This is a genomic window from Lysinibacillus sp. NPDC056959 (assembly GCF_042674095.1).
In the GTDB taxonomy this organism is placed as follows: domain Bacteria; phylum Bacillota; class Bacilli; order Bacillales_A; family Planococcaceae; genus Lysinibacillus; species Lysinibacillus zambalensis.
This window is the reverse complement of the sequence record NZ_JBHURE010000003.1, coordinates 281,830-300,075: the sequence shown is the minus strand read 5'-3', so window position 1 is coordinate 300,075 and position 18,246 is coordinate 281,830. Positions and strand designations below refer to the sequence as shown.

At 38.4% G+C, this 18,246-nt stretch carries 24 protein-coding genes and 1 other annotated feature; of the genes, 22 read left to right on the top strand and 2 right to left on the bottom strand.

Going from position 1 to position 18,246, the window contains the following annotated elements; all coding sequences use genetic code 11:
• Positions 1 to 32: 32 nt before the first annotated feature.
• Complete coding sequence (locus tag ACFTQ7_RS05720; RefSeq protein WP_386827676.1) at positions 33 to 449, bottom strand: SRPBCC domain-containing protein; 417 nt, start codon at positions 447 to 449, stop codon at positions 33 to 35.
• A gap of 328 nt (positions 450 to 777) precedes the next feature.
• Between ACFTQ7_RS05720 and ACFTQ7_RS05715 the strand changes: the two genes are divergently transcribed.
• The 19 genes from ACFTQ7_RS05715 (at position 778) to ACFTQ7_RS05625 (ending at position 14,376) form a co-directional block, all read left to right on the top strand.
• A complete protein-coding gene (locus tag ACFTQ7_RS05715; protein WP_386827675.1) occupies positions 778 to 1,422 on the top strand; it encodes a hypothetical protein in 645 nt (214 codons plus the stop codon).
• 99 nt (positions 1,423 to 1,521) lie between these two features.
• Complete coding sequence (locus ACFTQ7_RS05710) at positions 1,522 to 2,115, top strand: Maf family protein (protein ID WP_386827674.1); 594 nt, start codon at positions 1,522 to 1,524, stop codon at positions 2,113 to 2,115.
• A 34-nt stretch (positions 2,116 to 2,149) separates the two neighbouring features.
• Positions 2,150 to 2,821, top strand: coding sequence for a RadC family protein (gene radC / locus ACFTQ7_RS05705; RefSeq protein ID WP_349660147.1), 672 nt, complete (start codon positions 2,150 to 2,152; stop codon positions 2,819 to 2,821).
• Between the two features lie 941 nt (positions 2,822 to 3,762).
• Entirely contained in the window at positions 3,763 to 4,782 is a 1,020-nt protein-coding gene (locus ACFTQ7_RS05700; RefSeq protein ID WP_197144832.1) for a rod shape-determining protein, read from the top strand.
• A gap of 13 nt (positions 4,783 to 4,795) precedes the next feature.
• Complete coding sequence (mreC, locus tag ACFTQ7_RS05695) at positions 4,796 to 5,707, top strand: rod shape-determining protein MreC (protein WP_386827673.1); 912 nt, start codon at positions 4,796 to 4,798, stop codon at positions 5,705 to 5,707.
• Entirely contained in the window at positions 5,707 to 6,231 is a 525-nt protein-coding gene (gene mreD / locus ACFTQ7_RS05690) for a rod shape-determining protein MreD (protein WP_349659992.1), read from the top strand. Before mreC ends, mreD begins: the two co-directional genes overlap by 1 nt.
• Positions 6,232 to 6,258: 27 nt before the next feature.
• On the top strand, positions 6,259 to 6,927 hold the full coding sequence (minC, locus tag ACFTQ7_RS05685; protein WP_079563570.1) for a septum site-determining protein MinC: 669 nt from the start codon (positions 6,259 to 6,261) through the stop codon (positions 6,925 to 6,927).
• A gap of 1 nt (position 6,928) precedes the next feature.
• Entirely contained in the window at positions 6,929 to 7,726 is a 798-nt protein-coding gene (minD, locus tag ACFTQ7_RS05680; protein WP_079563571.1) for a septum site-determining protein MinD, read from the top strand.
• A 93-nt stretch (positions 7,727 to 7,819) separates the two neighbouring features.
• Positions 7,820 to 8,374: a peptidoglycan DD-metalloendopeptidase family protein gene (locus ACFTQ7_RS05675; protein ID WP_349659993.1), complete on the top strand. Its 555-nt coding sequence runs from the start codon at positions 7,820 to 7,822 to the stop codon at positions 8,372 to 8,374.
• Positions 8,364 to 8,975 carry a zinc metalloprotease gene (locus ACFTQ7_RS05670; protein ID WP_386827672.1) on the top strand — a complete coding sequence of 204 codons (612 nt, stop codon included), beginning with the start codon at positions 8,364 to 8,366 and terminating at the stop codon, positions 8,973 to 8,975. The genes ACFTQ7_RS05675 and ACFTQ7_RS05670 overlap by 11 nt, the downstream gene beginning before the upstream one ends.
• A gap of 45 nt (positions 8,976 to 9,020) precedes the next feature.
• Positions 9,021 to 9,096: a sequence feature (ribosomal protein L21 leader region), on the top strand.
• A gap of 14 nt (positions 9,097 to 9,110) precedes the next feature.
• A complete protein-coding gene (gene rplU / locus ACFTQ7_RS05665) occupies positions 9,111 to 9,419 on the top strand; it encodes a 50S ribosomal protein L21 (protein ID WP_036124117.1) in 309 nt (102 codons plus the stop codon).
• A 16-nt stretch (positions 9,420 to 9,435) separates the two neighbouring features.
• A complete protein-coding gene (locus ACFTQ7_RS05660) occupies positions 9,436 to 9,792 on the top strand; it encodes a ribosomal-processing cysteine protease Prp (RefSeq protein WP_079563574.1) in 357 nt (118 codons plus the stop codon).
• Positions 9,789 to 10,088 carry a 50S ribosomal protein L27 gene (gene rpmA / locus ACFTQ7_RS05655; protein ID WP_079563575.1) on the top strand — a complete coding sequence of 100 codons (300 nt, stop codon included), beginning with the start codon at positions 9,789 to 9,791 and terminating at the stop codon, positions 10,086 to 10,088. Before ACFTQ7_RS05660 ends, rpmA begins: the two co-directional genes overlap by 4 nt.
• Before the next feature lie 137 nt (positions 10,089 to 10,225).
• Positions 10,226 to 10,753: a Spo0B domain-containing protein gene (locus ACFTQ7_RS05650; RefSeq protein ID WP_386827671.1), complete on the top strand. Its 528-nt coding sequence runs from the start codon at positions 10,226 to 10,228 to the stop codon at positions 10,751 to 10,753.
• Between the two features lie 5 nt (positions 10,754 to 10,758).
• Positions 10,759 to 12,048: a GTPase ObgE gene (obgE, locus tag ACFTQ7_RS05645; RefSeq protein ID WP_349659997.1), complete on the top strand. Its 1,290-nt coding sequence runs from the start codon at positions 10,759 to 10,761 to the stop codon at positions 12,046 to 12,048.
• Between the two features lie 23 nt (positions 12,049 to 12,071).
• Complete coding sequence (locus tag ACFTQ7_RS05640; RefSeq protein ID WP_079563577.1) at positions 12,072 to 12,527, top strand: ACT domain-containing protein; 456 nt, start codon at positions 12,072 to 12,074, stop codon at positions 12,525 to 12,527.
• A gap of 362 nt (positions 12,528 to 12,889) precedes the next feature.
• Positions 12,890 to 13,057, top strand: a complete 168-nt coding sequence (locus ACFTQ7_RS05635) for a hypothetical protein (RefSeq protein ID WP_386827670.1) — start codon at positions 12,890 to 12,892, stop codon at positions 13,055 to 13,057.
• 23 nt (positions 13,058 to 13,080) lie between these two features.
• Positions 13,081 to 13,956, top strand: a complete 876-nt coding sequence (gene pheA / locus ACFTQ7_RS05630; RefSeq protein WP_386827669.1) for a prephenate dehydratase — start codon at positions 13,081 to 13,083, stop codon at positions 13,954 to 13,956.
• Between the two features lie 30 nt (positions 13,957 to 13,986).
• A complete protein-coding gene (locus ACFTQ7_RS05625) occupies positions 13,987 to 14,376 on the top strand; it encodes a thiol-disulfide oxidoreductase DCC family protein (protein WP_386827668.1) in 390 nt (129 codons plus the stop codon).
• Positions 14,377 to 14,811: 435 nt separating this feature from the next.
• Here the strand turns inward: ACFTQ7_RS05625 and ACFTQ7_RS05620 are convergent, their stop codons facing one another.
• The gene (locus ACFTQ7_RS05620; RefSeq protein WP_386827667.1) at positions 14,812 to 15,345 is read right to left on the bottom strand and encodes a transcription repressor NadR; all 534 of its coding nucleotides are present in this window, start codon (positions 15,343 to 15,345) and stop codon (positions 14,812 to 14,814) included.
• Positions 15,346 to 15,487: 142 nt separating this feature from the next.
• On the opposite strand from ACFTQ7_RS05620, the gene ACFTQ7_RS05615 reads away from it, so the two are divergent.
• The 3 genes from ACFTQ7_RS05615 (at position 15,488) to ruvA (ending at position 18,237) form a co-directional block, all read left to right on the top strand.
• On the top strand, positions 15,488 to 16,474 hold the full coding sequence (locus ACFTQ7_RS05615; RefSeq protein ID WP_386827666.1) for a LysM peptidoglycan-binding domain-containing protein: 987 nt from the start codon (positions 15,488 to 15,490) through the stop codon (positions 16,472 to 16,474).
• Positions 16,475 to 16,544: 70 nt separating this feature from the next.
• Entirely contained in the window at positions 16,545 to 17,342 is a 798-nt protein-coding gene (locus tag ACFTQ7_RS05610; RefSeq protein WP_386827665.1) for a phosphotransferase, read from the top strand.
• 274 nt (positions 17,343 to 17,616) lie between these two features.
• A complete protein-coding gene (ruvA, locus tag ACFTQ7_RS05605; RefSeq protein ID WP_079563583.1) occupies positions 17,617 to 18,237 on the top strand; it encodes a Holliday junction branch migration protein RuvA in 621 nt (206 codons plus the stop codon).
• The last annotated feature ends 9 nt before the right edge of the window (positions 18,238 to 18,246 follow it).

The window sequence follows — 18,246 nt, the reverse complement described above, 5'->3', positions numbered from 1 at the left end:
GTACTCATAAAAAAAATGAGTACCTGATTTTTTCATTTGGTTATTCTCTCTTTGAGTTCCGTAAGTACTTTTTCCCAATATTTTTTCATTTCTTCTCTTACATTCTGATCAGAAAGTTTTTCTTGATGAAAGCTAATTGTAGTTTTATTACTTGCCCCCGGAATAATACGAACTTGTACGGTTGATGCTTTTTCCCATCCTACCTTTTGCCAAGTTAGGCGAAGTTGTTGTAAAGGTTTGACTACGCGTATTTCTCCTGACCCTATTTTCGTAATATAGTTCTGTCCTGGTTCAAGGATAATGAACATACTCTCTCCTAACCATACGTTTAATCCATCTTGTGAAGTAACTAGGTTCCAAGCTTCCTCTTGGGAAATCGGGAACATCCTTCTAACACCTACTTGATACCCTACTGTCTTTGTTTGTCCAATAATTTTGGAATTTTCCACCTCATTACCTCCATTATTAATATTTGTCTGTAAATAATAGTATTTCTAGTTCTACTTTCTATTTCCTTGCACATCCTCAAATTTTTTTGTTAAACAGTAGAAGGCTCCTTTGATAGCGGTACAAAAGTGTAGAATAAAAAACCCATCTTTTTTTTAAGTAAATCTTTTGTTACAAAAATATTTAATTTTGCAGTAAAACCTCGAAAATAACTAGTAAATCAAAATGTAGTAAATTCGCATTTACACATCCTTTTGTACATATACTTATATATCAAATTGGTCTTTTCTAAATTTACTTTGATACGTTAAAGAAAGAGGTGATAGTCGAATGAAAATTGTCAGTCAAGTGATGAGAAAACAAATATTTCGAGCGATGATTATTGGAGGAGTAGTAGGACTTTTTGGTGTAGGCATTTTTTTAGGTATTCTTCAAGCAAGCAATCAATTTTCTATAAAAAATGATAGTAATGAGGTAGCTAATAAAAGTAATAGTAATACCAAAGGGGAAACCATTACGACAGCAGGAGGAGCAACGAACGGACCCATACTTTTTGCTAGTCAAGCAGGGGTCTATTCAAATTATGAAAGTGCAAGCGCATTTGTATCTGAACACCCTTCATTAAAAGAAAGTGCCATTGTCGAGGTCGATGGAAAATTTCACGTTTGGACAAGTGTGGTAACAGATGAAAGTCAACTTGTTTTCTTAAAAGATCCTGCAACATTTAAAAAAGCATTTACTTTGAGTGGCGACAGTTGTAAGGAGGCAACGCTTGCAGAGCTTCCGTCTGTGCTAACTGACAAAAATGCAACAAAATTAAATTTTAAGGATAATTCCAAAGATTCTACGCTACCTGCTGATTGGCAATCTATTGGAGCAGCAGCCTCGTCTATTTCAAGCGATACCAGCATCATTCGATTACAAGTTTTAGCCCATTACAAATCGAAAAATGCTTGTCTTCAAGTGAAATTTTAAGCATAAAAGACAGTGAAATAAGCATTATCTTGATTTTTAGAAAATTTTCAAATGCCAAATTCTCCGTTATGATAACTAATAAGGAGGAATGGTCAGACAATGTTTAAAACAAATCACAAGATAGTGCTTGCTTCTGCTTCACCACGACGAAAGGAATTATTAACTATGCTATCCCTTCCGTTCGACATAATAACTAGTGAAGTAGAAGAGACAAGCGTTCAGGCAACTACAATGCAAGATTATGTAAAAGGCGTAGCTCTATTAAAAACACGTGATGTAGCAAAAAAAGCTCCAGATGCAACGATTATTGGAGCGGATACGATTGTTGTTTATGATGATGAGCTACTCCATAAACCAAAAAATCGTGAGGAGGCAATTTCTCACTTATTGCGCTTATCAGGTAAGTGTCATGCGGTCATGACAGCTGTTGCCATTATTGAGCCTGACGGTCATGAAACAACATTTTTGGAAGAGACAAATGTTGTCTTTCATCAGTTATCGCAGGATCTCATCGAAGCATACGTAGATTCAGGAGATCCATTTGATAAAGCAGGCGGTTATGGCATTCAAACTGCTGGAACCCTCCTAGTGAAACGAATTGAAGGAGATTATAACAATGTTGTCGGTTTACCACTTGCAGCGTTGTTTACGCAATTGGTAGCACGCAATATTATCCAATTTGCGAAGGAGTGAGGCTTTTTTGACGAATGATGTTTTACAAGGGACGATGATACGAGACGTTCATATAGAAGATCGCCCTCGTGAAAGACTACGTAGACAAGGAGCTATGAGTTTATCGAATCAGGAGCTACTGGCTATTTTACTAAGGACAGGCACTAAAGAAGAGTCTGTCCTAGTACTGGCAAATCGCGTACTTAACGTTTTTGAGCGTTTACATCATTTGAAACATGCAACAATAGAAGAAATGGTTGCTATTAGAGGGATTGGTGAGGTTAAAGCCATTCAGTTATTAGCGGCAATTGAACTCGGTAGACGTCTTGCGCAGAAACATAGCGATGAAAAATATACGATTCGTTCCCCACAAGATGCCGCTACCTATTTAATGCCTGATATGACCTCACTGAATCAGGAGCATTTCGTCGTTCTTTTTTTGAATGTGAAAAATCAAATTATTCATAGAAAGACAATTTTTATAGGCAGTCTAAATGCTTCGATTGTCCATCCACGCGAGATTTTTCGCGAGGCTGTAAAGAGATCTGCGGCTTCTATAATTTGTGCACATAATCATCCTAGTGGCGTACCAACACCTAGTGATGAGGATATTGAAGTGACGAGAAGAATTATAGAGGCTGGTTATATTATTGGCATTGATTTAATCGATCATCTCATCATCGGTGATCATCAGTTTATTAGTTTGAAAGAAAAAGGATATTTTTAATTTCATTCAACGGATGCCAAACATCCGCTGAATGAAAGTAAAGCCTCCGGCGGATGTCACGGAATCGGAAATGAGTTCTTTGTGCGAGCACAAAGCCGATTCCGGACGTAATTATGCCGAGGCATAATGGATCTCTGCAATATATTTTGCAGAGTTTTTTTGTGGAAATTTTTAGAGTTTGTTGAAGTATCAGGTTCATCACCAAAAGTTGTGACTTTTGTTAAAACATCTAATATGTAAATACGTTGATCTTCGTTACGACTGGGCGACTCCTTGGGGATGACAATCGAAGAACGAAGTCTAAATAGCATCACATCCTGTGATAACGCCTTCGTGACCAACATCGTGCTGTGTTGCTGTCGCTACGTTAGCACTACGCTTTCGCGCAAAAAACATCCTGTTGGCCCGAGACCCTGGAGCGAAGCGGATGTTTTCTGCCTCACAGTGTTCCTGTTTCAAAAATTTAGTGAAAATTAAATCGTTTCATTATTTTATAAAAAAAATTTTTGTATTTTTTTGCGAAAAGCTAATAAAGAAAACGAACCTTTTCTTATAGAAAACGTTATTGTATTCGTAGAAATGTCTATAATATTCACAAAAATTGGTAGCCTATTACACGTTGTCTTACAAGAATAAAAATTATATGCTAATCTATACGTACTGTTTTTGTTTGGGAGGGAATTAAAATAGTATCTTTTCAGCGAGATGAGGTATGTGGCACTACAAATTCTTGCGTTTTTCCGTTATAATGAACGGTATGATTTTATTTTTATTCAGAAAAAGACTCTCATTCCAACTGGTGTGAGATAATTGAGTGTGTAGTTTTTTTCAGTAGGTGTCTATCACCGAGTGAATGAAGATAAAACCTCGGGGTGTAAACGCGCCGGGGTGTAAGTTGATGTCAACGAAAGTATGGCTTAAATAGAAAGGGAGTACACAAATTGTTTGGATTAGGAAGTAAAGATGTCGGGATTGACCTTGGCACAGCGAATACATTAGTGTTTATTAAAGGGAAGGGAATCGTTTTACGCGAACCTTCAGTCGTAGCGAAAAATACAAAAACTGGAGATATCGTTGCAGTAGGTAACGATGCAAAAAATATGATTGGTCGTACACCTGGCTCAATCGTAGCAATCCGTCCTATGAAAGATGGCGTTATTGCTGATTTTGATATTACTACAGCAATGATAGAATACTATTTAAAAGAAGCTTGCAAAAATTCTGGTGGTAATTGGAAAAAGCCGAATGTTATGATTTGTGTGCCATACGGTATTACATCGGTTGAACAACGTGCGGTTATTGATGCTGCTCGCCAAGCAGGTGCTAAAGAAGCATTTACAATTGAAGAGCCATTTGCAGCAGCAATCGGTTCAAACTTACCAGTATGGGATCCAACAGGGTCAATGGTCGTTGATATCGGTGGTGGTACAACAGAGGTAGCGGTTATTTCATTAGGTGGTATTGTAACAAGTGAATCCGTGCGTGTCGGCGGGGATGCAATGGACCAATCCATCATTTCGTATATTCGTAAAACATATAACTTAACAATCGGTGAACGTACTGCGGAAGCAGTGAAAATGGAAATTGGTACAGCGTTGGCTGAAGGTCCAGAAGAAAAAATGGAAATTAGAGGACGCGACCTTTTAACAGGTTTACCGAAAACGATTGAAATTTCATCACAGGAAATTTCTGAATCTTTACGTGAAGCGGTAGCATCTATTATTGATGGAGTTCGAAAAACGCTTGAGCAAACACCTCCTGAATTATCTGCAGACGTAATGGAACGCGGAATTGTTCTAACAGGTGGCGGTGCGCTATTAACAAACTTAGACAAAGTTATTAGCCAAGAAACGAATATGCCAGTATTTATCGCAGAAGATCCACTAGACTGTGTTGCTATTGGTACAGGTAAAGCTCTAGAACATATTGACTTAATTCGTCAACAACAAGTTAAAGGGTAAGGAGGTTTAGGCAATGCCACACTTTTTTTTCAATAAGAAATTAATTTTGCTGCTTGTGGGCATGGTTTTTCTTGTGGCATTGATTAGCTTCTCATTACGTGAGCGGACGAATGCAACTTTACCAGAGCAAATTATTAAAGACACTGTCGGCGTCGCACAATCTATTGTTGCGAAGCCGGCGAATTATATTGCGGGTGTTTTTGATAGTATTGATTCCCTCTTAAACACGTACGAAGAAAATAAACGTTTAAAAGCACGCTTAGATGAATTTGTTGCTGTACAAGCTGAGGCATCGGATTTGAAATCTGATATTAAAAAGTTTCAAGAGCTTATGGACAAATCGGAAAGCTTAAAAGCATATGATCCGATTCATGCCACAGTTATTGCTAGAAACCCTGACCAGTGGGAAGAAAAAATTATTTTAGATAAAGGATCTTCACACGGTGTAGAAAAAAATATGGCAGTTATGACAGCGAAAGGTTTAATCGGTAAAGTTACTTTAGTGACGCCTTTTACCTCTGAGGTAGAGCTTTTATATACAAATAATCCAAATTATCGTGTTTCTGCGATGGTTCCAGGAGATAAACAAGCATACGGTTTAATCGAGGGCTATGATAAAGAGCGTAATAAACTCATCATGAAGCGAATCGATTCTAATTTAACAGTTAAAAAAGGTCAACAAGTAGTTTCATCGGGACTTGGCGGTGTTTTCCCAAAAAATGTGCCAATCGGAGAAATAACTGAAGTAAGTACAGATGATTATGGCTTAACGAAAATGGCTTATGTAAAACCATCTGCTGATTTTTCAATTTTAGATTATGTTGTTATTGCTAAACGTTCCTCTACGGTGATAGATGGATCTGATGGTAATTCATCGAACGGAGATTTAACACATCCACAACAGGGTAACGAGGAGGTTGAATAATGATTCGATTTCTCATTCCCTCTGTGGCAGTTTTACTATTTTTACTAGAACCAGAGTTTGCTATGCTTTCACCGATTGAAGTAAAAGGGCATATCTATTATTTGGTCCCTAGATTTTTAATCTTATATCTAATATTTATATCCATCTATTACAGCCGTCAACGAGCGGTAATGTATGGACTTTTTTTTGGTGTCTTGTATGATGTGTTTTACATTGATATTATTGGATTATATTCAGTACTGTTTCCGCTAGTATGTTTTTTAGCAGGGTCAATTGTGAAAGTTATTCATCAGCACTTAGTTGTGACAACGACGATTTCAGTTGTGTTAGTAGCAATTTTAGAATTTATACTTTATCAATTCTTCTATCTTATCGACTTTACAACGATTCCATTTTCGGATTTCTTACGTTCACGACTACTGCCAACGATCATTGCTAATGCACTATTTTTAATGATTCTTGGTTGGGCCTTCAAGTATCTGATTAATGCGCGTGTCTTACAGAGAGCACGTGAAGTTTCTTAATAAAGAGCAACGTGGGGTGAGGCATTCATGAAAAAACAGTTAGTTAATATGAAGGGAACAAAGGATGGATTTGTTCTTCATTTAGACGATCAATGTGCGTATGTCGATTTAGTAGAAGAGCTTAAAAAGAAAGTTTCAGAGAGCGGTATCGATAGTAAAGTAGATGTACAATTATATTTGGGCTATCGATACTGTTCTGATGAACAAATCAAAGAGCTTATTAAAATTGTTCAGGAAACAGAGCAACTAATCGTTTCAAAGGTGCAAAGTGAAGTACTGACTGTCCATGAGAGCAACCAGAAAAGGATTGAAAGTCAACAAGATACATATTTAGGTGTGGTCAGATCGGGTCAAGTTCTACGTTCGCCAGGCGATATAATTATCGTAGGGAATGTCAATCCGAATGGACGTGTAGAAGCAGCTGGCAATGTGTATGTCCTAGGTAAACTTAAAGGAATTGCACATGCTGGTGTTCATGGTAATAAGGAAGCAATCATTGCAGCATCTTGTTTCGAAGCCACACATATCATGATTGCTGATCAGGTTCAGGCAATGTCAGACGAACATGTAAAAACGATTAATCAAGAAGAGATGACTTGTGCATTTATTGGCTATGATGGGCGCATTACGTACGATCAAATTCACGCGTTAAAAAATATTCGACCATTGTTAAATGTGTCTAAAGGAGGAAGCTAGTGTGGGAGAAGCGATCGTCATAACTTCAGGTAAAGGCGGCGTCGGAAAAACGACGACAACGGCTAACCTTGGGACTGCATTGGCTCTACAAGGTAAAAAAGTATGTTTAGTAGATACAGATATTGGCTTACGTAATTTGGACGTGATTTTAGGTCTTGAGAATCGAATTATTTATGACTTAGTAGATGTTGTTGAAGGGCGCTGTAAGATTCATCAAGCGCTAATAAAAGATAAACGTGTAGACGAAAAACTATTTTTATTACCTGCTGCTCAAACGACAGATAAAAATGCTGTTAAGCCTGAGCAAATGAAGAGCTTAGTAGAAGAATTAAAAAGAGATTATGATTATGTTTTAATAGATTGTCCAGCGGGAATTGAACAAGGCTATCGCAATGCGGTTGCTGGTGCTGATCATGCAATTGTAGTAACAACGCCAGAGATTTCTGCTGTGCGTGATGCAGATCGAATTATTGGCTTACTCGAACAGGAAGAAATTACGGCACCTAAACTAATTATTAACCGTATTCGCCAGCATATGATGAAAAGCGGTGATACTTTGGATGTGAATGAAATTACAACACATTTGTCTATAGATTTATTAGGAATCATTGTAGATAATGAAGGGGTTATTTCATCGTCCAATAAAGGTGAACCAGTAGTAATGGACCCTGCAAATAAAGCATCTCTTGGCTACCGTAATATTGCTCGAAGAATACTTGGAGAGTCTGTACCACTTATGGCCATTGAAGATGAACATAAAGGTGTATTTTCAAAACTAAAAGCGTTATTTTCAAAATAATCATCAACCTTTTCGTGCATTTGTACGAGGAGGTTTTTTCTTTGTGCATGAATGGACATGCAAGCTCATATAGTGTGAAAAAAGGATGAGGGCTTGTTTAAAAAATGGAAATGGTTGGTCGCGATATTGCTCGTGGCTGCAACTATGCTAGTCATTCGTTTAGAGGATCAAGGTGTATTAGAAACACCGGTGCGAAAACTTGTTACAACATCAGCTGATTTGACTTATTTAAGCGAGCTCGGACAAAGCTGGCTAAATAAAGATGATGCAACAATTTTAGTATCGAGTGATGTTGGACAAACTGAATTATTAACATTTGCCAATGCGGAAGTTTTTAAGGAAGGCTTTTTATTGCAATATGACATGGGCTTACCGGTTTATGCCGGAAAGAATGGTCTTGTCGTTTTTACCGGTCATACAAAATATACTGGTAAAACAATGACAATCAGCTATGACGATGGTACAACTGTATCCTATGGTATGCTAGATAGTTTAGCACAACTTCCATACACAACAGTGCAGGCAAACGATTTAATCGGCATGAAAGAGACGGGGCAACTCTATATCTCAATTGAGAAAGACAAGGCACAATATAATTTGGAGCAGATTGTACAGTGGCTTGAAACAGCGGAGTCCAATGAAAATTAAACTGCATCTTCTATGTATCCCTCTCGTATTTTTAATGATTTTCACCGGTCAAATTGCTTATTACGCTATTATTTTAACTTCGTTATTATGGCATGAAGCAGGTCATTTGTTAATGGCGATGCTTTGTGGCGTTAGCGTAAAATCATGCGTTATTACACCTTACGGAGGGGAAATAGAATTTGAAAATCCAGCGGCTGTGCCAGCAACGTCACTCCTTTGGATTGCCTTAGGAGGACCAATCGCTACAATATTAGGGATTGGCCTCGCTTTTTTTATGCCAGAGCTGCTTGCGACCAAGCTTATTAATGTGCAACTTGTGCTAGTAGCAATCAATGTTATACCGATTATCCCGTTGGACGGTGGCAGAATATTTTTAGCGTGCTTATATCTATTCAATCCAAGTGTTCGTGCGTTTGAATATTACTACTGGCTTTCTCTTATAATTGCATTTATACTTTTCATGATAACTTTATGTTACCTCCCACAATCTATTTTTATAGCAATTTTATGTTTATTTATATGGCTTCAAGTGTTAAAGGAATGGAATTATCGAAAATATCGTTTAGCATTTGAGAAATATGTAATGAAAAGATTGACATGATAGAAATCACGTGGTAATATTTTAATGTTATTGTTTGTAGCACCTGTGCTACTACAACCGCTCTGGAGAGGTTTAAGTATCGCATGATCACCTTTATAAACAGGCGAGTCTGAGTCTATGAGGAGGTGCAGTAAAATGTACGCAATTATTGAAACTGGTGGTAAACAAATCAAAGTAGAAGCTGGTCAAGAAATCTATGTTGAAAAATTAGGTGTAGAAGCTGACGAGGTTGTAACTTTTGATAAAGTTTTATTCGTAGGTGGCGAAAACGTTAAAGTTGGAGCTCCATTCGTAGAAGGCGCTACTGTAACAGCGAAAGTTGTGAAAGAAGGCCGTGCGAAAAAAATCGTTGTTTTCAAATTGAAAGCTAAAAAGAACTACCGTCGTAAACAAGGTCACCGTCAACCTTACACAAAATTAGTTGTTGAAGCTATCAACGCTTAATTATGAGGTGTAGCGAATGATACAAGTTACGATTCATCACAATGAAAATAGACATGTGTCAGCATTTGAATTTTCAGGACATGCGGAATACGATGAATCTGGTAAGGATTTAGTATGTGCAGGAGCATCTACCATTGCCATAGGTACGGTGAATGCTATTTATGCACTATTACAATTACAGCCAGAAGTCGAACAAGCTGCTGAAGGTGGAGGCTATCTTAAGGTAGACTTACCATCAGATTTAGAGCCTGAGATTGATGCAAAACTACAGTTAATTGTCCAAGTAATGACAGCCCAAGTGTATTCTATGGTGCAAAATTACGGACAATATATCCAAATCAACTACAACCAAGTAGGAGGTGGAACACAATGAAATTATTATTAACTTTAGACTTACAATTTTTCGCATCTAAAAAAGGTGTAGGTTCTACTAAAAACGGACGTGACTCTGAGTCTAAACGACTTGGTGCTAAACGTGCTGATGGCCAATTCGTAACTGGTGGTTCAATTCTTTACCGTCAACGCGGTACAAAAATTTACCCAGGTACAAACGTAGGTCGTGGTGGTGACGATACACTATTTGCTAAAGTTGACGGCGTTGTAAAATTCGAACGTTTAGGTCGCGATCGCAAACAAGTATCTGTATACCCAGCAACACAAGAAGCTTAATCTTTTATAAGATAACATAAAGCGGAGGACTGCATTTATTGCAGTCCTTTTTTTGGCTAAATTTCAATGAAGATTTAAGGGAAAAATACAGCAAAACTTGTTATACTAGTAAGGATAACTTTATTGGAGTGAATGGGATGAACAATCAATCACTAACCATTAGTGAAGTAATACGTTTTGCAAATCATGATTATGTGAATCAGCTTCAGCTTATTCGCATGAATCTAGATTTAGGTAGAATTGATGAATCAAAAAAACTTATTAAAGAGTATTCAGAGCAATTACAAGTATTTTCTATCCTTAATCGTCTACAATTACCCCAAACAATAGAATGGCTGCAAACAGCAGGCTGGCGCTACCCTTCATTACCAATGAAGCTAAGCAATGAGATAAAAAAGCCTGTCACAAATACTATTGATTCGGAAGTTGTAGATTACTTAAACAAAACAGTTATGCATGTTTATGATACATTAGATCCATTTACAGAGCAGAGCTTAGTGCTCGATGTACGTGTTGACGATCATACATTTGCCGTGACATTCACGTTAAATGGGCTATGGAGTGCTGATGCATTCACCGAAAAAGGTTTGAAACAATTAGACATTCAAACAGTGGAAGAGACAAATACGTCTTGGATATATGTATTGAGTGCAAGCAGGGAGTGAATTAAATGTTTGTCGATCACGTCAAGATTTATGTAAAAGGTGGCGATGGTGGGGATGGAATGGTAGCCTTCCGTCGTGAAAAATTTGTACCGAATGGTGGTCCAGCTGGTGGCGATGGTGGTCACGGTGGGAATGTTGTCTTTCAAGTTGAAGAAGGTCTGCGAACGTTAATGGATTTCCGCTACAAACGCCACTTCAAGGCTGACCGTGGTGAACATGGTATGAGTAAAGGGATGCATGGTAGACGTGCAGATGATTTAATCGTTAAAGTACCACCGGGCACAGTTGTAATGAACGAAGAAACAGGCGTTGTTATTGCGGATTTAGTCGAGCATGGTCAACAAGCGATTATCGCAAAAGCTGGTCGCGGTGGCCGCGGGAATTCCCGCTTTGCAACACCAGCCAATCCTGCTCCAGAACTTTCTGAAAAAGGTGAGCCAGGACAAGAATTAAATGTTATATTAGAGTTGAAAGTACTAGCAGATGTAGGATTAGTTGGCTTCCCAAGTGTAGGTAAATCAACATTATTATCTGTTGTTTCTGCGGCAAAGCCAAAAATAGGTGCTTATCATTTCACTACAATCGTACCGAACTTAGGAATGGTTGAAACGGATGATCATCGTAGCTTTGCAATGGCCGATCTACCAGGTTTAATCGAAGGTGCGCACGAAGGTGTTGGTCTAGGTCACCAATTCCTCCGTCATATTGAACGTACACGTGTTATCGTACATGTAATTGATATGTCGGGTATGGAAGGGCGCGATCCTTATGAAGATTACTTAACAATCAATGATGAGCTAAAACAATATAATCTTCGTTTAACAGAACGTCCACAAATTATTGTGGCAAATAAAATGGACATGCCAGATGCAGAGGAAAACTTAGAAATTTTCCGTGAAAAAGTGGGGGAAGATGCGAAAATCTTCCCAGTATCAGCGGTTTCTCGCCAAGGTTTAAAGCCGGTATTATTTGAAATTGCCGACTTACTGGAAGTGACTCCTGAATTCCCATTATTCGACGATCTAGATGAAGAATCAGATGCAACGGTACTTTACAAACACCAATCTGAAGCAGATTCAATCGAAATCTCTCGTGATCCTGATGGTACATTCATTCTTGGTGGATATGCGATTGAGCGTATCTTCAAAATGACAGACTTCAGCCGCGAGGACGGTGTACGTCGTTTTGCACGTCAATTACGTGGTATGGGCGTCGATGAAGCATTACGTGAACGTGGTGCTCAAAATGGAGATATTGTACGCTTATTGGAATTCGAATTTGAATTTGTCGACTAAGAATAGGTTTTAGGGGGAAGCGTATGAAGAATGTTGCGAATCAGCGATATTATTTAGTTCGTGAAGATGTTTTAACGGATGCTATGCAAAAAACTTTGGAGGCGAAACACTTACTTTCAAGTGGTACGGTAACTTCCATTTGGGATGCGGTAAAGCAGGTGGATTTATCGCGTAGTGCGTTTTACAAATATCGTGATGCTGTATTTCCTTTTCACTCAATTGTGCAGGAACGCATTTTAACAGTCTTTGTACAGCTTCAGGACCGTAAAGGAACACTTGCAAAGCTTTTAGAAACAGTGACAATTACGCATTGCAATGTGCTGACTATCCATCAAACGATACCGATTCAAGGACGTGCTAATGTTACGTTGTCGCTAGATGTCACTAGTATGACATGTGAACTTGATGATTTAATACAGCAACTTAAACGTTTAGATTTTGTAGAGTCAGCGGAAGTAATTAGTTCGGGTGCATTGTAATGACTGACAGCATGCTTGAATTTTTGACAAAATGTAAATAAGCTCAAAAGGAGCAGTCCCATGTGATGTAATGATCACGTCATGGGACAGCTCCTTATTCTATATCGATAGAGAAAATTCATAGAGAAGAGTAATGGATAGACCATAGAGGCTCCGGAGCGTTTGGGAAGCTTCATATTATGCCTTACCTAATATTTGATGTAGAATAAAAGGAGTTTTTCGGGAATTAAAAATTCCGAATTTTTACATTAGTGAAATTAAAGAGGCTTGTCGCTAAAAGTTAGGGATGACATTTGTTAAAACGTATGTCATTTATATAAGTTGATCTTCGTTAAGGCAGGACGCCCCCAGGAAGCTCTGCTATGCGCGAAAGCGAAGCGTCAGCGGCAAATGTTTTATCTGTGCGAAAGCGAAGCGACAGCAACAAATGTTTTATCTGTGCGAAAGCGAAGCGACAGCAACAACAACAACAAAGCGCCCAGTCGGAACGGAAATCAACCATACGTTTTGGTGGTGAGCCAATTAAATAAAACCATGAACAGGAGGAAATGTAATGACAGAGCAACAATGGGAAAAACGAATAGGATATTTAGGACCTGAGGCATCATTTACATACTTAGCAACAAAGGCAACTTTTCCGAATGAGTGGCTTGTCCCTTGTTCTACAATTCCAGAATGTATTGAGGCGGTAGCAAAGGGAAAGGTAGATTTAGCAGTTGTACCACTGGAAAATGCTTTAGAAGGATCTGTATCGTTAACGCTTGATTATTTATTTCATGAGGCGACCTTATATGTTACAGGTGAGCTTCAGTTAAAAATACAGCAGCATTTAATGGTCAATAAAGCGCAGAAGGACAATTGGGAATCAATCATAGGAGTTTATTCACATCCACATGCTCTAGCCCAATGTCATAAATATTTATTTTATCGTTTCAGCCATGCTCCGTTACATCAAACGACATCAACGGCAGCAGCGGCAAAATTTGTATCCGAAAATACTAACGAGTGCATTGCCGCAGTAGGAAATGCAGCGGCAGCAGAAAAATATGGCTTAGAAATCGTTCAATCTAATATTCATGATTTCCATTTTAACCATACACGCTTCTTCGTATTATCTAAGCAAAATAAACGATTACCCCAAGAATTATCAGATGGACAGGCAAAGACAACTTTCATGATTACATTACCAATAGATCGTTCAGGGGCGTTACATCAAGTATTATCAGTTTTCGCATGGCGACAACTAAATTTAAGTAAAATCGAATCACGCCCATTAAAAACGGGCTTAGGCGATTATTTCTTTATGATTGATGTTTTAGCAGATGAAAAGGAGCCTATGATGCGTGGGGCTATGGAAGAACTAGCTGCACTTGGTTGCAAAGTGAAGTCACTTGGTACATACTTTACTTATCGAACATCAGACGAGTAATCAATGTCGTCTTCGCTAGGAGGAAATTGTATGGGCGGCATTATTTTATTTGACGGAGTATGCAATTTTTGTGATAGCAGTGTGCAATTTATTATCAAATATGATCATGCAGCATATTTTCAATTTGCATCCATCCAGAGTGATGCAGGGCAGGCGTTACGTGCTCAATACGAAATACCAGAAAATATAGATAGTGTCATATTAATTGAGCATGGGAAGGTCTATTTTGAATCTACTGCAGCACTTAAAATTTGTAGGAGATTAAATAGTTTTTGGCCTGTCTGCTATGTTTTCATTCTTATTCCACCATTTATACGAAATATAATGTACCGACTATTTGCTAAAAATAGATATCGTCTTTTGGGACGAAAAGAAAGTTGTTTATTGCCAACACCTTCACAACGAAAAAGATTTCTTTAACTTTGAAGCTATCCAATTTATGTGGATAGCTCTTTTTTTAGAAATTACAATAATAATTTCCACATATATATTGAACAAATGAAATTTAAATGATTTACTACCAAACGAATTGATTAACCATTTCTATACATTCTAATCAATTCGAAGTGGCTGATTTCCGCTACAGGCTACTCGCTTTGTTGCTGCAGCTTCGCTTTCGCACAGAAAACATCCGCTCCGTGCAGGGTCTCGTCTGTCTCGCTATCCCGCGGGAGTCGAGTAGCCCTACGCTACAATCAGTTAAAATGGGGATATATTAGCAAAATTGCAACCAAAAAACCCTTATATATCGCGCAATAAAATTCATTTAAATAGAAAGCTGCTAGTCTCTGTGAAGGCTAGCAGCTTTGAAACGATTATTTGATTTTATACATTATGGAAGGGAAAATTGTTGACTTATAGATCGACAACTAAATAGCCTTTTTTTTGTAAAGTAAGCTCAATTAAATCTAAAATTTCAACAGAAGGTGCGGAAATAACATGAAGGTGCGTACCATCTGTTAGTTCGGATAAATAACTTGCTTGTGTTTCGTTGACACGTTGAATAAATTTTTTTACCTCATGACGGTTAGAGACCATAATGGATGCAGTAATTTCTCCATAAATAGGATGTTCAACAATAACATTTTTTACTGTACCACCGCAATCAACTATTGTTATTAGTTCATCTTCTGCATTCTCTGCAGTATGGAAGCAAGGAATTGTCCGTTCGACGGTCTGTTGTATTTGTTCCTGATGCATATAAAGATATCCTTGGCTAGTAGCAATAATAGGCTCATTCCTAGCTTTTAATAATGTCATATCATTGACAATGACTTGTCTAGAAACATTAGCGAATTTAGCTAGGTCCGTCCCTGTGATAGGTGCTGTGCTGTTTTTTAGTTGTGCTAGAAGTTGCAGTCGGCGTTCTTCGCCTAACATTTTTTTCATAAGAGATCACCTCTGCTTGTAATAAAGGAAGCAGTTTTCCTTAAAAACTAGTGTACCATGAAGCCTTTCTAACATGGGTGAATTTTTTGTATCCAAATGGAACATTGAACATATGATACGAAGAGAGGAAGGGAGGAAAAAATTGCGTATTCATATTGTCCAAAAGGGAGACACGTTGTGGAAGATTGCGAAAGAGTACGGAGTTTCATTTGAAGATTTGAAGCGGCTTAATGCCCATCTCGCTAACCCAGACTATATTGTACCGGGCATGGAAATTATCCTACCTGAAAAAATAAACAAAGAACCACATAGAGAACATCATCGAGAAACAGATCGTGGAATGCATAGAGATGGACATAGAGAGGGGGGACATAGGGAATCACATAAAGAGGGGCATAAGGAACATATGCATAAGGAGTCACCTACAAAGCACTTTAAAGAAAAAGAAGTACAACGACCAATGCCACCACCAATTATTGCACCACCACCACCAATGCCTGAACCACAGATGATTCCAATTCCTTATCCGATGCCGATGCCGATGCCTCAAGTGCCAGTTGAGCTTAGCTGGAATCAACAAGTTGTCATGCCAAGTGTAGAGCAGACTGTATCACCAATTCAAATTCAACCACCACCACAACCAGTAGCCCAACCGACGCCAGCACCAATGCCAATGCCGCAACCGATTTTTATCATGCCACAAATGCCAGCAGTACCACATTGTGCAAGCTGTCATCAGCCAGTGCATCATCATATGTATTGGCCAATGCCAATGCCGATGCAGATGCCAATGCCAATGGAGCCGTATACAATGCCAGAGCAACCATCATGTGGAATGGGATGCGAAAAAGTTGCTGGGGTAGGGGATTTCTTAGAGTCTAGTACATCTCCATTCTTCCCTATGAAACCAGAATGTGAAGCTATGCCGGAAATGGAACAGCCTTGTGGTTGTCATGCTCAGCCAGCCATGATGCCAAATTGGCATATGGACCCATGTTTCTGTCAACCACCATGTCCGCCACCATGCCCACCGCCATGTCCATCACATTGCCCAATGCCATATTCGTCAGTAGGACCGTGGATGTCACCGCACTTTTTCCCAGGCGGGATGACGCCTTATCGATGGTAAAAAAGCGTATATCATTGAAGAAGTAAAGCCGAATATTTGGAAGTATAAATATCAATCCAATAATTATTTTGTGAAACGGGCAAAGCAGATAGAAATAGCAGAAAAAGTGAGGGCTATTCATCGACAGCTTGGATATCTAGAACCCTCGTTGATTTTGCCTTTAATGAAAAGTGATGACGAGTATTTAATCGTGCAAGATTGGCAAGAGGGAAGTCATGGTGCTAATTTTGCTCGTAAAAAAGATCGGAAAGAATCACTGAAGTTATTAAATATGTTACATGATACACATAAAAAAATTGCTTGGCAACGTGTGCCAGGCTTGCACACCTATTCACAGCTTTTAAAATGGCAAATGCGTTTTATGCGTTTTAAAAGCAGACGGAAAGAGTTTCGGCCATTTTTAACAAAAGAAGAAATCGATCAAATTTTACATTATAGTGAGAAATCATTACAGTTAATCGCGCAGGAAGATGTACCTGAAAAAGAAATAACGCTTTTACATGGAGATGTCGTACATCATAATTTTTTATGGTGCTCAGATGGCGAATTACGTTTAATCGATTTTGATCTGGCACACCTTGGAGAAGCGGATGATGAATATATTTTATGGTTGCATCGTGTACTGCCAGCTGTAAATTATGACCTTGGTAAAATATTTGCAGAGCTACCAGAGATGAAACGATTAGATAAAAAAAAGCTTCATCGTTTAAAATATCCAAATGAGCTATTACGTGAATGGCTTTTTGCAGTAGATTTACCATTAGATCAGCAGCTGGTATTTTTAGATTATTTAGTGCCATTTACAAAACGAGCTCTCACATATTGGCCAAAACTGTGGTACGATATTGATAAAATGATAAAGAAATGACCGTCTTTCGGCGGTCATTTTTGTCTGTGAACGACTACTTGTACTATTTCTTAATGATAAGGAAATTATAGATTTTTAACTGTGTATAACCTAGAGCATAGTTTTCGTCTAGGCTAAAGCGCTACATCCTCGAGGTCGCTTCGATGCCTCGGGCAAAAGTGGTGGATCGTTTACTTTTGCTTCGAGCTCTCCAGCGCTTTAGCACATTTGTTATAGTCGAGCATTCGTTCGCAATATGCTATAATCGAAGACGATGATTGTGAGGGATTATAGAATGTATGATTATTTAAACGGACAAATAAAGCGTATAACTCCTGAGTATATCGTCCTTGAACAACAAGGGATAGGCTGGCAGTTGAATACACCTAATCCATTTGCGTTCAGGACATCAGCACTCGAACAACAAATATATGTACATTTACATGTACGCGAGGACGCACAAGTGTTATATGGCTTTCCAAATTTAGACCAACGAGAGTTGTTTCGTAAACTTATTTTAGTGTCAGGGATTGGACCAAAGGGTGCGCTTGCTATTTTAGCTACTGGGAATCCACAACAGGTTATCAGTGCCATTGAACGAGAGGATGAATCGTTTTTAGTAAAGTTTCCTGGTGTGGGTAAGAAAACGGCACGTCAAATGATTCTAGATTTAAAAGGTAAACTTGGCGGATTGTTAGATACTATTGAACTACCAAGTACAGAAGATGAGCTACCGTTATTTGGTGTGAATCCATATAAACATGAGCTTGAAGAAGCTATTCTTGCCTTAATGGCACTAGGTTATTCTGAAAAAGAACTAGAAAAAATACGTCCACAGCTCGAAGATAACGACAAGCTTGAAACAACAGATGCATTTATGAAACAAGCTTTACAATTGCTATTAAAGTTAAAATAGTGAAAGGGG